We start from the raw sequence: 13,057 nt of genomic DNA on the forward strand, positions 1-13,057 counted from the left end.
CCGAATGACTTCCATGAGCTCATCGATCGCCGTCATCGGCTCCGGCGTGTCAGGTCTGACCGCCGCGTACATCCTGCGCCAGCAGGGCCACGACGTCACCGTCTTCGAGGCGGACGACCGCTTCGGCGGCCACGCGCACACCCACACCATCGACGACCCCGACGCCCAGCACCGGGTCGACAGCGGCTTCATCGTGCACAACGACCGCACCTACCCGCAGCTGCGTCGGCTGTTCGCCGAGCTGGACGTGGACGTCCACGCCACCGAGATGTCCATGAGCATCGCCTGCGAGGGCTGCGGACTGGAGTTCGCAGGTGGCCGCGGAGGCAAGGGCATCTTCGCCCAGAAGCGCCGCCTGCTCGACCCTCGCTACATCCGCCTCCTCCTGGGAGTGAAGCGCTTCGGACGCCTCGCGAACGCACTGCTGGACTCCCCCGAGTCCGCCGACGAGCCGCAGACGTACGGCGACTTCCTCGCCCAGCACGGCTTCGACGACTACTTCTTGTCGCACTATGCCATCCCGGTCGTCTCGTGCGTGTGGTCCTCGGGCCACGAGACGGCCCTGCAGTACCCCGCGCGCTACCTGTTCACCTTCCTCAAGCACCACGGCTTCTTGTCGATCAAGGGATCGCCGCAGTGGTACACCGTGGTGGGCGGATCGCACAGCTACATCGACAAGGTCACCGCGTCGATCGGTGACGTGCGGGCGTCCACCGCCATCACCCAGGTCACGCGTCCGGCCGACGGCGGAGTCGACCTGGTCGACGTCGCCGGCACCACCCACCACGTCGACTCGGTGGTCATCGCGACGCACGCCGACGACGCCCTGGCCCTGCTCGCCGACCCCACCCCCGACGAGAAGCGCGTCCTGGGCTCGTTCGAGTACAGCCGGAACGAGACCGTGCTGCACCGCGACGGATCGGTGCTGCCCGACGCAGCAGCGGCACGCGCCTCCTGGAACTACCGGATGAGCTCGTGCGCCGAGCGCAACGACGTCACCGCCGTGACGTACTGGATGAACCGCCTGCAGGGCATCGAGAGCGAGCGCCCCTTCCTGGTCACGCTCAACGCCACCGATCGCATCGACCCCGACACGATCCACGCGACCATGCACTACACGCACCCCATCTACACGCCCACGTCCGTGGCGGCGCAGGCCGACCTCGCGGGGCTGTTCACCGCCACCACCGTCTACGCCGGCGCGTACCACGGGTGGGGCTTCCACGAGGACGGCTGCCGCTCGGGCGTCGATGCCGCGGCCGCCCTGGGTGCCACGTGGTGACACCGGAGCTTCCCCACGCTGCCGGCTCTCGTCGAGGGCCGGGTCAAGCACACCCGTCGCGGCCCGATCAAGCACGCCTTCACCAACCGCGTCTACCAGTGGCTGGTCGACCTCGACGACCTGCCGCGCATGCCGCGCGGCCTGCGGTCGTTCTCCACCTTCCACGCCGAGGACCACATCGGCGACCCCCAGGCGTCGATCCGCGACAACATCGAGCGCTTCTGCAAGGTGCAGGGCGTCGACGTGTCCGGCCACCAGATCATCATGCTGGCCAACGCGCGGGTGTTCGGCCACACCTTCGACCCGCTCAGCGTCTTCTGGGCCATCGCCCCCGACGGGTCGCTCACCTGCGTGGTCGCCGAGGTCCACAACACCTACGGCGAGCGGCACGCGTACCTGCTGCAGCTCGACGACGCCGGCCGCAGCACCGTCGACAAGGCGTTCTACGTGTCGCCGTTCTTCGACGTCGCAGGCCGCTACGACCTCAACTTCACCCTGTCGCCCGACCTGGTGTCGTCGACGGTCGTGCTGAAGCCCGATCCCGACGCTGCGGCTGTGTTCTCCGCCACCTTCGGCGGCCGTCCGAGGCGCGCCACCCCGCGCAGGCTGCTCGGTCTGCTGGTGAAGATGCCGTTCATGACCCATCGCACCAGCCTGTTGATCCGAATGCATGGTGTGTGGTTGTGGCTCCGCCGCCTCCCGGTCGTCCCACGACCCGCCCATCACCCCCAGGAGGGTACGCAATGACCAACATCGCCACCGACCGCTGGCCCGGCGTCGTCCGCACGCCGCGCACGCCCGTCAAGGCTCGAGCCGCCGCTGCGATCATGCGCCCGGCCGCCAACCGCGTTCCCGTGCAGCTGACGTTCCCCGACCGTGAGCCGTGGGGTGCCGGCGGTCCCGACTCCCCCGAGATGAAGATCGTGCGTCCCAAGGCGTTCTTCGCGCGCCTCGGCGCCGACACCAAGATCGGCTTCGGCGAGGCCTACATGGCCGGCGACTGGACCACCGGTGAGGGCACCGACCTCGCCGATCTGCTCACGCCGTTCGCCGAGCGCCTCACGCAGCTGGTGCCGAAGTCGCTGCAGAAGATGCGCGTGCTGGTCGACAAGCGGCTGCCTCACCAGACCCGCAACTCGGTCACGGGCTCGCGCAAGAACATCGAGGCCCACTACGACCTGTCCAACGACATGTTCGCCACCTTCCTCGACCCGACGATGTCCTACTCGTCGGCCTGGTTCGAGAGCGAGGCGGACGAGGACCTCGAGAGCGCCCAGCTGCGCAAGATCGACGGCATCCTCGACGCGGCCAACGTCACCGCCGGCACTCGCGTGCTCGAGATCGGCAGCGGCTGGGGCGCCCTCGCGGTTCGCGCCGCACAGCGTGGCGCCAAGGTCACCACGATCACCATCTCCACCGAGCAGGCTGCGCTGGCGCGCGAGCGCTTCGCCGCCGCCGGCCCCGAGGTCGAGAAGCTGATCGATCTGCAGCTGCTCGACTACCGCGAGGCCACCGGCGAGTACGACGCGATCGTGAGCGTCGAGATGATCGAGGCGGTGGGCGAGGAGTACTGGCCCACCTACTTCGCCAAGATCGACGAGCTGCTCGCCCCCGGCGGCTCCGTCGCCATCCAGGCCATCACCATGGCGCACCACCGCCTGCTGGCCACCCGCCACTCCTACGGCTGGATCCAGAAGTACATCTTCCCCGGCGGACTCATTCCCTCGCTCGAGGCGATCGACCAGACGCTGGCAGCCAACACCCGGGGCCTGAAGGTCACGCAGAAGCACTCGCTGGGTCAGGACTACGCCCGCACCCTGCGCATGTGGCGCGACAACTTCAACGGCAACTGGGACGCCGTGCGTGAGCACGGCTTCGACGAGACGTTCCGTCGCATGTGGGAGTTCTACCTGGCGTACTGCGAGGCGGGCTTCAAGACCGGCTACATCGACGTCTACCAGTTGCAGATGCAGCGCGCACGCTGAAATTTCTCGCAGCCACCCATCCGGTCTCGGTGTGGCCCCGAACACCTTGTGCAAGGGCACACCGACGGAGGACCGATCATGGCTGAGATCTCACGACTTCCTGCACCCATCCAGGAGGCATACGAGTGGCAGTACCAGGGCGCGTGCCGCACGGTCGATCCCGAGACCTTCTTCTCTCCGGACGCCGAGCGCGGACCACGTCGTCGCAACCGTGAGGCCAACGCGAAGGCCCTGTGCGGCGTCTGCCCCGTGCTCGAGCAGTGCCGCGAGCACGCCCTGCGCGTGCAGGAGCCGTACGGCGTCTGGGGCGGCCTGACCATCAACGAGCGGGCCGAGATCATCGCCACCTCACGCAAGGCCGGCTGACCCGCCTCAGGCGTAGAAGACCTTCTCGACCACCTGGCGCGCGTAGCGGGTGACGCGCAGGTAGTCGTCGACCATGCGCTCGCTCTGGTCGGCCCCGTAGCCCAGCAGGTGCGCCACGCCGGCACGCTCCGAAGCCTGCTCGACCATGGACTCGGCCGGCTTGGCGCGCATCAGGACGATGGCGTTGCGGATGCGGCTGACCATGCGCCACGCCGCCTCGAGCGTCTCGGCCTCGTCGACCGAGAGCAGCTCGGCCTTCGCGGCTCCGTGCAGGGCCTCGATCGTGCGGGTCGTGCGCAGATCGGGAACGGCGTGCGCATGCTGCATCTGCAGCAGCTGCACCGTCCACTCCACGTCCGCCAGCCCGCCGCGACCGAGCTTGAGGTGCGTGTTGGGGTTGGCCCCCCGCGGCAGCCGCTCGGCATCGACGCGCGCCTTGATGCGCCGGATCTCGCGCACCTCGGCAGGCGTGGCACCGCCGTCGGGCCACCGCAACGGGTTGATCAGGTCGGTGAAGCGGCCGCACAGCTCGTCGTCGCCGACGGCGGCACGCGCACGCAGCAGGGCCTGGGCCTCCCACACCGCCGACCACTTCTCGTAGTACGAGCGGTACGACGCGAAGGTCCGCACCAACGATCCGTTCTTGCCGTCGGGTCGCAGCTCGGCGTCCAGCTCCAGTGGCGGATCGTCACCCGGCGCCGAGAGGGTCTTGCGCATGTTCTGCGCGACCGCGAGCGCGCTGGCGGTCGCGTCCTCCGGATCGGCGCCGTCGTGCGGGTCGTGCACGAACATGACGTCGGCGTCCGAGCCGTACGCGGCCTCGTACCCTCCCAGGCGACCCATGAGGATCACCGCCATCTTCGTGGGAAGCGGTCCTCGCTCGGCCTCGACCGTGGCGATCGACGCTGCGAGAGCGCCGCGGAGCGTGGCGGTGCCGATGTCGGTGAGCGCATCGCCGACCTCGAGGATGTCGAGGCGACCCTGCACGTCGGCGATGCCGACCCTGGACAGCTCACGGCGCCTGATGCGGCGCACGGCACGCGTGCCGGCCGCACCGTCTCTCTGGCGTGAGACGGCGATGTCGACCTCGGCGAACAGCCGCTCCGCGTCGAGCGGCACCAGCTCGGCGTCGTCGCCCAGGAGCGCCACGGAGTCGGGCGCACGCAGGATCAGGTCGGTGACCCACCGGCTCGACGACAAGATGTGGGCCAGCTGCTCGGCGCTCTCACCCTCGTCACGCAGCTTGCGCAGGTACCAGTGCGACTCCCCGAGCTCCTCGGAGATCTTGCGGAAGGCGAGCAGGCCGGCGTCGGGGTCGGTCGAGGCCGCGAACCACTCGAGCATCGCCGGCAGCAGCGACTTCTGGATGGACGCGCGACGCGACACCCCCTTGGTGAGCGCCTGGATGTGGCTCAGTGCGCCGTGCGGGTCGGTGAAGCCGAGCGCCGTCAGGCGCTGCTCGGCAGCCAGCTCGGTCAGGCGCAGACCCTCGCTCGGCAACGAGGACACCGCCTCGAGCAGAGGCTGGTAGAAGAGCTTCTCGTGCAGCCGCCGGACCACGCGCCGGTGAGCCTGCCACTCCTTGGTGAGCATCTCGACCACGTTGATCCGGTACCCCATGCTGCGGCCGATACGGCGCAGGTCCTCGGCGTCGTCGGGAACGATGTGGCTGCGGCGCAGCCGGTACAGCTGGATGCGGTGCTCAAGCGTGCGGAGGAACTCGTACGACTCGGTCAGGGCCGATCCGTCACGTCGGCCGATGTAGCCGCCGTCGGTCAGTGCCTCCAGCGCCGCGAGCGTGGTGGGGCTGCGCAGCGACACGTCGGCGCGGCCGTGGACCAGCTGCAGCAGCTGCACGGCGAACTCGACGTCACGCAGACCGCCTGCACCGAGCTTGAGCTGTCGGTCGCGATGGGCCGCTGGGATGTTGTCGATCACGCGGCGCCGCATCGCCCGGACCTCGGTGACGAAGTTGTCGCGCATGCTCGAGGTCCACACCATCGGCGAGAGTGCCTCGAGGTAGGCCTCGGCGAGCGGCTCGTCACCCGCGGCGAAGCGCGCCTTGAGCAGCGCCTGGAACTCCCACGTGCTGGCCCAGCGCTCGTAGTAGGCCACGTGGCTGGCCAGCGAACGGACGAGCGGACCGTTGCGCCCCTCGGGGCGCAGGTTGGCGTCGACCTCCCAGATGGTGCCCTCGCCGGTGTGCAGGCCGCACAGGCGGATCACCGCGAGGGCGAGGCGGTTGGCGACGGTGGCCGCCCGCTGGTCGTCCCCGCCGTCGGGGGTCTCGTGCACGAAGATGACGTCGACGTCGGAGACGTAGTTGAGCTCGCGCCCGCCCGTCTTGCCCATCGCCATGATGGTGAAGCGGCACGCGTCGGGGTCGTCCTCGGCGGCTCGGGCGATCTTCAGCGCGGCGCCCAGCGTGGCGACGGCGAGATCCGACAGCTCGGCCGACGACTCGGTGAAGCTGGTGTGGGCGGTCAGGTCGCGAGCGGCGATGTGCAGCAGCTTGCGGTGGTACTCGACGCGCAGCGAGTCGGCGTCGACGGCCACCTCGACCTGCCGCCGCATCGCCTCCAGCGGCAACGGCGTGGTCAGCAGCTGGTCGACGCCGAGGTCGGCGACGAACTCGGGGTGCCGGGCCAGGAACTCGCCCAGCGCCCGGCTGGTGCCGAGCACCACGAGCAGGCGCTCACGCAGCTCACCGTCGCGCAGCAGCGCCGTGAGCTGGTCTCGGCCGAGGCGGTCGGCGATGTCGGCCAGCGACGCCAGCGCGGTGTCGGGGCTGGCGACGCTCGCGATCTGCTCGACCAGCGCGGCGTCGGCGCCGATCCGCTCGATCAGCGCGGCAGCCTCGGCGGCGTCGCGAAAGCCCCGTCGGGCGAGATCAGACGCTTCGGGAGGCACGTGGGCAGGTTACCCACCGCGGCACCGACCTCACACCATCGGCATGAGGCGGTCGATCTCGAACTGCGTGACCTGCGAGCGGTAGTCCTGCCACTCGGAGCGCTTGTTGCGCAGGAAGAAGTCGAAGACGTGCTCGCCGAGCGTCTCGGCGACCAGCTCGCTGCTCTCCATCGTGCGGATCGCCTCGTCGAGGTTGCGCGGCAGCGGAGCGATGCCCATGGCGCGACGCTCGTTCTCGGTCAACGACCACACGTCGTCCTCGGCCTCGGGCGGCAGGTCGTGCCCCTCCTGGATGCCCTTGAGGCCGGCGGCCAGCACCAGCGCGAACGCCAGGTACGGGTTGCAGGCCGCGTCGATCGCCCGGTTCTCGACGCGCGCAGCGTTGCCCTTGTGCGGCTTGTACATCGGGACGCGGACCAGGGCCGACCGGTTGTTGTGGCCCCAGCACACGTAGTTGGGCGCCTCGCCGCCGCCGGCCAGTCGCTTGTAGGAATTGACCCACTGGTTGGTGACCGCGGTGATCTCGGGCGTGTGGTTGAGCACGCCCGCGACGAAGGCGCGGCCGGTCTTGGACAGCTGGTACTCGGCACCGGCCTCGAAGAAGGCGTTGTCGTCGCCCTCGAACAGCGAGACGTGGGTGTGCATGCCGGAGCCGGGGTGCTCGGTGAACGGCTTGGGCATGAAGCTGGCCCACTTGCCCTGGCCGAGCGCGACCTCACGCACGATGGTGCGGAACGTCATGATGTTGTCGGCAGTGGACAGCGCGTCGGCGTAGCGCAGGTCGATCTCCTGCTGGCCCGGTCCGCCCTCGTGGTGGCTGAACTCCACCGAGATGCCCATGCTCTCGAGCATGGTGATGACCTCGCGGCGGAAGTCCTGACCGCCGCCCTGGGCGGTGTGGTCGAAGTAGCCGCTGTCGTCGACGGCGACGGGGCGTTCGCCGGCCGGCGGCTTGCCCTTGAACAGGTAGAACTCGATCTCGGGGTGGGTGTAGAAGGTGAACCCGGCGTCCTTGGCCTTGCCGAGGGTGCGCTTGAGCACGTACCGCGGGTCGGCGTACGACGGGGTGCCGTCAGGCATCGTGATGTCGCAGAACATGCGGGCGGTGGCGGGCTGCTCGCCGCGCCACGGAAGGATCTGGAAGGTGGACGGATCCGGCATGGCCAGCATGTCGGCCTCGTGCACGCGGGCGAATCCCTCGATGGCCGAGCCGTCGAAACCGATGCCCTCGGCGAAGGCGCCCTCGAGCTCGGCCGGCGCGATGGCGACGGACTTCAGCGACCCGAGCACGTCGGTGAACCACAGCCGCACGAACCGGACGTCACGCTCCTCGATGGCGCGCAGCACGAAGTCTTCTTGCTTACCCATGCGTGCAGTGTCGCACGCAGATCGTTACGGCAGTGTTTCGACACGGATCGACCAAATCGGTCACGACAGGCAGCCATCATCGTTATCGTCGTGGAGTTGCTGACTCCCCACTCGATTGGACCGTCGTGTCGATTCGTCGCCTCGCCACCGCCTGCCTCCTCGCCCTCGTCGCCTCGCTGGCCGGACCCGCCGTGTGGTCATCCGCCAGCGCGGCGGTCAACCCGTCCACGCTGCCCGACGTGCTGCTCGGCACGTCGTACTCGCAGACGATCGACGCCGACATGGGGCCTGATTCGGCGTACACGTTCTCGGTCACCAGCGGCGCCCTGCCCGACGGTCTGTCGCTGGTCGACGGTGACCCGGGCAACCCCGACCGGCAGGTGGACCTGACCGGCACGCCCACCGTGGCCGGGTCGTTCACGTTCACGATCACCGCAGAAGGCTTCAACGGCCGTGGAAGCGTCGATCGCGAGTACACCATCGACGTCATCGACCCCACCGTCGTCGTCACGCCTCCGACCCTGCCCGACGGCCAGGTCGGCACGTCGTACCCGGGCGCCACCCTCGGCGCCACCGGCGGCACCTCTCCGTACACGTTCGCCGTGACGGCAGGTGCTCTGCCCGACGGCTTGACCCTCAGCCCGGCCGGCGACCTGGCGGGCACCCCGACCACGGACGGATCCTTCACGTTCACCGTCACCGCCACCGACTCCACGGCGCAGCTCGGCGGGCCCTTCTCCGGCTCGCAGGAGTACACCGTCACCGTCGCGGCGGCACCCGTCGATCCGGACCCCGTCGACGACGGGGACGGCGACGGGGACACCAGCACTCCGGCACCAGGCACCGACGACGCGGACGCCGTGCTCCCGGACACGGGCACCACGGCCGACCTGATCGGCCTCGCCGGCCTGGCGATGGTGGCCTCGGGCATCGCGCTGGCGGGCCCCGGCGTGATGCGTCGCCGCCGCTGAGCATCGAGCCTCGGTAGGGTCGAGGCGTGCCCCAGCTGCGTCTCGCCCTCGCCCAGGTCAACGCGACGGTCGGCGACCTCGCCGGCAACGCCGAGCTGGTGGTGCAGTCGGCGCGTGACGCCTCCGCCGCCGGAGCACGCCTGCTGGTGATGCCCGAGATGGTGCTGAACGGCTACCCCGTCGAGGACATGGCGTACCGCCACTCGTTCATCCAGGCCTCGCGTGCGGCGATCGAGCAGCTCGCGGTCACGTTGGACGCCGAGGGCCTCGGCGACCTGGTGGTGGTCGTCGGCCACCTCGACACCGCCAAGGCGACCGCGCTCGAAGCTTCTCCCGGACCGCCTCGGGGTGCCCAAGAACGAGCCCACCAACTCCGCCTCGGTGCTGCACCGGGGCGGGATCGTCGCGCGCTACGACAAGCACCACCTGCCCAACTACGGGGTGTTCGACGAGTTCCGCAACTTCGTGCCGGGCAACGAGACCCACGTGATCCAGGTCGACGGCGTCGACGTGGCCATCGCGATCTGCGAGGACATCTGGCAGGACGGCCCGTCGGCGGCTGCGTTCGCCGCCGAGAGCGGGCTGCTGGTCGTGCTCAACGGCTCGCCGTACGAGGCCGCCAAGGACGACGCCCGCTTCGAGCTGTGCGCCCGACGTGCGCGTCAGGGCGCGTGCGCTCTCGCGTACGTCAACCTCGTCGGCGGCCAGGACGAGCTGGTCTTCGACGGCGACTCGTTGGTCGTCGACGCCTCTGGCGAGCTGGTGGCGCGCGCCGCCCAGTTCGTGCCCGAGCTGCTGGTGGTCGATCTCGACCTGCCCGCCGCGACGGCTCCGATGCCCGACGCCGACACCCGGTTCCAGGGCCTTCGGGTCGAGCGCACGATCATCTCGTCGGAACCCGTCGCGCCGTACGAACCGCTCGAGCCGTCGGTGGCCGAACGCTGGGACGACCTCGGCGAGCGGTACCAGGCCATCGTGCTGGGCCTGCGCGACTACGTCGAGAAGAACGGCTTCGCCTCGGTGCTGATGGGTCTGTCCGGCGGCATCGACTCCACGCTCGTCGGGGCCATCGCCGTCGACGCCCTGGGACCCGATCGGGTGTTCGGCGTCTCCAACCCCAGCGAGTGGTCCAGCGAGCACTCCAGGACCGATGCTGCCGAGCTGGCGCGACGCACCGGCCTGACGCTCGACACCGTGCCGATCGCCCCGATCTTCGACGCGTACCAGGACGCGCTCCACCTCGACGGACTCGCCGAGGAGAACCTCCAGGCCCGCATCAGGGCAGTCATCTGGATGGGCCTGTCCAACCAGCACGGCCACCTGGTGCTGGCCTGCGGCAACAAGTCCGAGCTGGCCACCGGGTACTCGACCATCTACGGCGACGCCGTCGGTGCGTACGCCCCCATCAAGGACCTGCCCAAGACCTTGGTCTGGGAGCTCTCACGGTGGCGGAACCGGTGGGCCACGGAGCGCGGCGAGACTCCCCCCATCCCCGAGGGCACCATCAGCAAGCCGCCGTCGGCCGAGCTGCGACCGGGCCAGCTCGACTCGGACTCCCTCCCCCCGTACGAGCTGCTCGACGCGGTGCTCGACGCCTACGTGGAGCGCGACCTCGGCTCGGCGGACGTGATCGCCGAGGGCTTCGACCCGGCCCTGGTCAAGCGCGTCGTCACCTTGGTGGACCGCGCCGAGTACAAGCGTCGGCAGTATCCGCCCGGACCCAAGATCAGCCGCCGCAACTTCGGTCGCGACCGCCGCGTGCCGATGACCAACCGGTGGCGCGAGCAGCTCTGAGCGCCCGACATCCGTTTTCTGCTGATTTTTCAGTGGATATGCCTTGATCTCGAACACCTGTTCGAGTAGAATCAGAGCATGGATCCGGCACCCACCATCGACGTCATGCGCACCACCGCGCAGACGCTTCGGTCGGGCGACGTCCGCGATCAGCTGCGCGCCCTGCAGTCCCTCCAGGACGCCACCGACGCTGCCAAGGCCGTGCTGCTGGCCGAGCTCGAGACCTCCCACGACTTCGAGCTCGACGGCGCCTCCACGATCAACGCATGGGTGCGCAACCAGCTGCGGCTCAACGCCGGCACCACCACGGCGCTGGTCCGCAACGTGACCGCCCTGCGCGAGCTCTCCCACGTGGCCGACGCGGCCATCACGGGTCGCATCAGCGCGGCGCACGTGCAGGTCTTCCGCTACGGCCTCATTCACGTCGGCCTCGAGAAGATGCGCGAGTTCGAGCAGGTGTTCGTCGCCGTCGCGCTCGAGCACGAGCCCAGCGAGCTGTTCACGGCCGTCAAGCACCTCAAGGACGTCACCCACCCGGAGGATCTCGACGATGCGTGGGAGAAGGGGATGGACAAGCAGGACATCCAGGTCAGCCCCGTCCCCGACGGATGGCACGTCAACGGATTCCTCGACACCACCACCGGGGCCAAGCTCAAGAAGGTCCTCGACTCGGTGTCCGCGCCCAGGGATGCTGAGGACACCCGCACCGGTTCCGAGCGGCGCGTCCAGGGTCTCGACGACCTGCTCTCGTCGATCCTCGCGAGCGGGTTGCCGTCCGACAAGGGCATCAAGCCTCACCTGTCGGTCTTCGTCGAGGCCGACACGCTGCGGGCCGCTGCCGATCACGTGCGCCACGGCGCCGAGCACCCCGGCTACCTGCCGCAGCCGATGCCGCCGGTCGAACCGGCCGTTCTCGCCGGCCACGGCGCCATCGGCCCGAACCTGCTCATGTACCTGACGTGCGTGTCGGACTTCACCGCGTTCCTGGTCAAGAACGGCAGCGACCGGCAGGCGCAGATCCTCAACGCCGGGCGCGAGCGCTACCAGCCCAACCAGCTGCAGCGACGCGCCGTGATCGCCCGTCAGCAAGGGGTGTGCGCAGCACCCGGCTGTCGTCACACTCATCTGGAGATCCACCACGTGGTGTGGTGGTCGCACGGCGGCCGCACCGATCTCGACCAGCTGGTCGGCTTGTGCACCCGCTGCCACCACCTGCTCCACCGGGGCAGGTTGCACATCGCCGGCGACGCCGTCGACGGCTTCACCTTCACGACGCAGGCCGGCCGACCACTGCGCCGCCGACGAAGAGCCACCTACAGTCGAGCCGCCTGACACCGTCCGGCGGCCTACCGGCCTGCCCGGCGCGTCAGTAGGGCAACGCAGGCGGGCTTGGCGACGGGACAGGTGCGAAACTGCTGCGATGAGCGAACTCATCCGCGTCGAATTCACCAGCGACGAGATTGCAGTGCTGCACAGCGCACTAAACGAAGCAGTCAGCGCTGCCGACTGGGAGTTCCCCACTCTTGTCGGCGGGACCGTGGACGAGGTGCGAGCACTCATGGCTCGCCTCCGTGACTCTGACCCCGCTTGGGGAATCACGCCACCCCAGACGTAGCGGCCCATTAGGTGTAGTGAGAGTTTGCGGGTTTGGCCGAGCGTAGGGTTTGAGCATGACATCGGAACTACACGATGAGATGCAGACTCACATGGCGGAGCCGTTTCCGGAGTCAATCACGAGGGGTGACGACTACGGCGAAGTTGATGCCGTGATGATCGACGCTGACATTTATGGCTGGGCAACTCGCGCAGGATCCCTCTCCGCCGATGAACGAAGGAGTCTCAGCACGGCACGCGATGAACTGGTGCGGTCCATTCCTGACTTCCCCGATGAAGCGAAGCCGTACTACGAACGCCTGATCTCGATCGCGACGCTGACCCTGCACCACTAGGTGTATTGGGAGTTTGCGGGCTTGCCCGAGTCAGAGTCGCGCCGACAAATTCTCGGCGACCTCTGTCGCAAGAAGGTCGAATCCAGACGCAGACTCTCCCGACCAGTTGAGCCCTACGCTGACGCCATCCTTGGCCAGTCCCACTAGCCACCTCTCCCACCACACGTCGAGTGGGATCGACTCGGGCATGAAACCCGCGTAGGCGACTGCCGCGCTGATAACTTTCTCGGCTCTCGACCGAAGCGACCAGAACGGCATGGCCCGCTGACCATTAGCATTTTCTGGCGCTGGAAAGCCGCCACTATCGCGGATGGCCCAGACCTCACCTTTCTGAAGTATTTCCTCGTAGAACGCATTGGCGTGGGCGGCGCTGATCGACATAGGTGCATCTTCTCAACCATCCCGACCGGATCGCACTAGGTGGATTGAGAG

The 13,057-nt window shown here is 68.8% G+C and carries 12 protein-coding genes; 9 read left to right on the top strand and 3 right to left on the bottom strand.

The genetic code is table 11. The annotated features are described in order from the left end of the window. Positions 1–13: 13 nt before the first annotated feature. The 4 genes from AC0L5F_RS04120 to AC0L5F_RS04135 all read left to right on the top strand — a co-directional run bounded on the left by AC0L5F_RS04120 (position 14) and on the right by AC0L5F_RS04135 (position 3,633). Complete coding sequence (locus AC0L5F_RS04120; protein ID WP_473315354.1) at positions 14–1,282, top strand: NAD(P)/FAD-dependent oxidoreductase; 1,269 nt, start codon at positions 14–16, stop codon at positions 1,280–1,282. An 18-nt stretch (positions 1,283–1,300) separates the two neighbouring features. Beyond that, on the top strand, positions 1,301–2,029 hold the full coding sequence (locus tag AC0L5F_RS04125; protein ID WP_473316143.1) for a DUF1365 domain-containing protein: 729 nt from the start codon (positions 1,301–1,303) through the stop codon (positions 2,027–2,029). Further along, a complete protein-coding gene (locus tag AC0L5F_RS04130) occupies positions 2,026–3,267 on the top strand; it encodes a class I SAM-dependent methyltransferase (protein ID WP_473315355.1) in 1,242 nt (413 codons plus the stop codon). The genes AC0L5F_RS04125 and AC0L5F_RS04130 overlap by 4 nt, the downstream gene beginning before the upstream one ends. Before the next feature lie 78 nt (positions 3,268–3,345). Beyond that, positions 3,346–3,633: a WhiB family transcriptional regulator gene (locus AC0L5F_RS04135; protein WP_473315356.1), complete on the top strand. Its 288-nt coding sequence runs from the start codon at positions 3,346–3,348 to the stop codon at positions 3,631–3,633. A 6-nt stretch (positions 3,634–3,639) separates the two neighbouring features. Here AC0L5F_RS04135 and AC0L5F_RS04140 read toward each other — a convergent pair whose 3' ends face one another. Together AC0L5F_RS04140 and glnA are read right to left on the bottom strand one after the other, a co-directional pair. Next, positions 3,640–6,543, bottom strand: a complete 2,904-nt coding sequence (locus AC0L5F_RS04140) for a bifunctional [glutamine synthetase] adenylyltransferase/[glutamine synthetase]-adenylyl-L-tyrosine phosphorylase (RefSeq protein WP_473315357.1) — start codon at positions 6,541–6,543, stop codon at positions 3,640–3,642. Positions 6,544–6,573: 30 nt separating this feature from the next. Then, positions 6,574–7,911 (bottom strand): type I glutamate--ammonia ligase, encoded by a 1,338-nt coding sequence (glnA, locus tag AC0L5F_RS04145; RefSeq protein ID WP_473315358.1) that lies wholly within the window; start codon positions 7,909–7,911, stop codon positions 6,574–6,576. Between the two features lie 125 nt (positions 7,912–8,036). Here glnA and AC0L5F_RS04150 point away from each other — a divergent pair, with 125 nt between their 5' ends. The 5 genes from AC0L5F_RS04150 (at position 8,037) to AC0L5F_RS04170 (ending at position 12,625) form a co-directional block, all read left to right on the top strand. Beyond that, positions 8,037–8,882, top strand: coding sequence for an Ig domain-containing protein (locus tag AC0L5F_RS04150; RefSeq protein WP_473315359.1), 846 nt, complete (start codon positions 8,037–8,039; stop codon positions 8,880–8,882). A gap of 348 nt (positions 8,883–9,230) precedes the next feature. Continuing rightward, positions 9,231–10,676, top strand: a complete 1,446-nt coding sequence (locus AC0L5F_RS04155) for an NAD+ synthase (protein WP_473315360.1) — start codon at positions 9,231–9,233, stop codon at positions 10,674–10,676. Between the two features lie 78 nt (positions 10,677–10,754). After that, a complete protein-coding gene (locus AC0L5F_RS04160; RefSeq protein ID WP_473315361.1) occupies positions 10,755–12,008 on the top strand; it encodes an HNH endonuclease in 1,254 nt (417 codons plus the stop codon). 88 nt (positions 12,009–12,096) lie between these two features. Then, entirely contained in the window at positions 12,097–12,291 is a 195-nt protein-coding gene (locus tag AC0L5F_RS04165; RefSeq protein ID WP_473315362.1) for a hypothetical protein, read from the top strand. 55 nt (positions 12,292–12,346) lie between these two features. Further along, positions 12,347–12,625 (top strand): hypothetical protein, encoded by a 279-nt coding sequence (locus tag AC0L5F_RS04170; protein WP_473315363.1) that lies wholly within the window; start codon positions 12,347–12,349, stop codon positions 12,623–12,625. Positions 12,626–12,655: 30 nt separating this feature from the next. Here AC0L5F_RS04170 and AC0L5F_RS04175 read toward each other — a convergent pair whose 3' ends face one another. Next, a complete protein-coding gene (locus AC0L5F_RS04175) occupies positions 12,656–13,006 on the bottom strand; it encodes a DUF2750 domain-containing protein (protein ID WP_473315364.1) in 351 nt (116 codons plus the stop codon). Between the last annotated feature and the right edge of the window lie 51 nt (positions 13,007–13,057).

This window comes from Aeromicrobium sp. 10G20-16 (genome assembly GCF_055809665.1).

What these genes read in the sequence shown, in the direction of transcription:
- AC0L5F_RS04175 (WP_473315364.1), bottom strand. Translation starts at nt 13,006, where the DNA reads ATGTCGATCAGCGCCGCCCACGCCAATGCGTTCTACGAGGAAATACTT.
- AC0L5F_RS04160 (WP_473315361.1), top strand. Translation starts at nt 10,755, where the DNA reads ATGGATCCGGCACCCACCATCGACGTCATGCGCACCACCGCGCAGACG.
- AC0L5F_RS04170 (WP_473315363.1), top strand. Translation starts at nt 12,347, where the DNA reads ATGACATCGGAACTACACGATGAGATGCAGACTCACATGGCGGAGCCG.
- AC0L5F_RS04130 (WP_473315355.1), top strand. Translation starts at nt 2,026, where the DNA reads ATGACCAACATCGCCACCGACCGCTGGCCCGGCGTCGTCCGCACGCCG.
- AC0L5F_RS04120 (WP_473315354.1), top strand. Translation starts at nt 14, where the DNA reads ATGAGCTCATCGATCGCCGTCATCGGCTCCGGCGTGTCAGGTCTGACC.
- glnA (WP_473315358.1), bottom strand. Translation starts at nt 7,911, where the DNA reads ATGGGTAAGCAAGAAGACTTCGTGCTGCGCGCCATCGAGGAGCGTGAC.
- AC0L5F_RS04165 (WP_473315362.1), top strand. Translation starts at nt 12,097, where the DNA reads ATGAGCGAACTCATCCGCGTCGAATTCACCAGCGACGAGATTGCAGTG.
- AC0L5F_RS04135 (WP_473315356.1), top strand. Translation starts at nt 3,346, where the DNA reads ATGGCTGAGATCTCACGACTTCCTGCACCCATCCAGGAGGCATACGAG.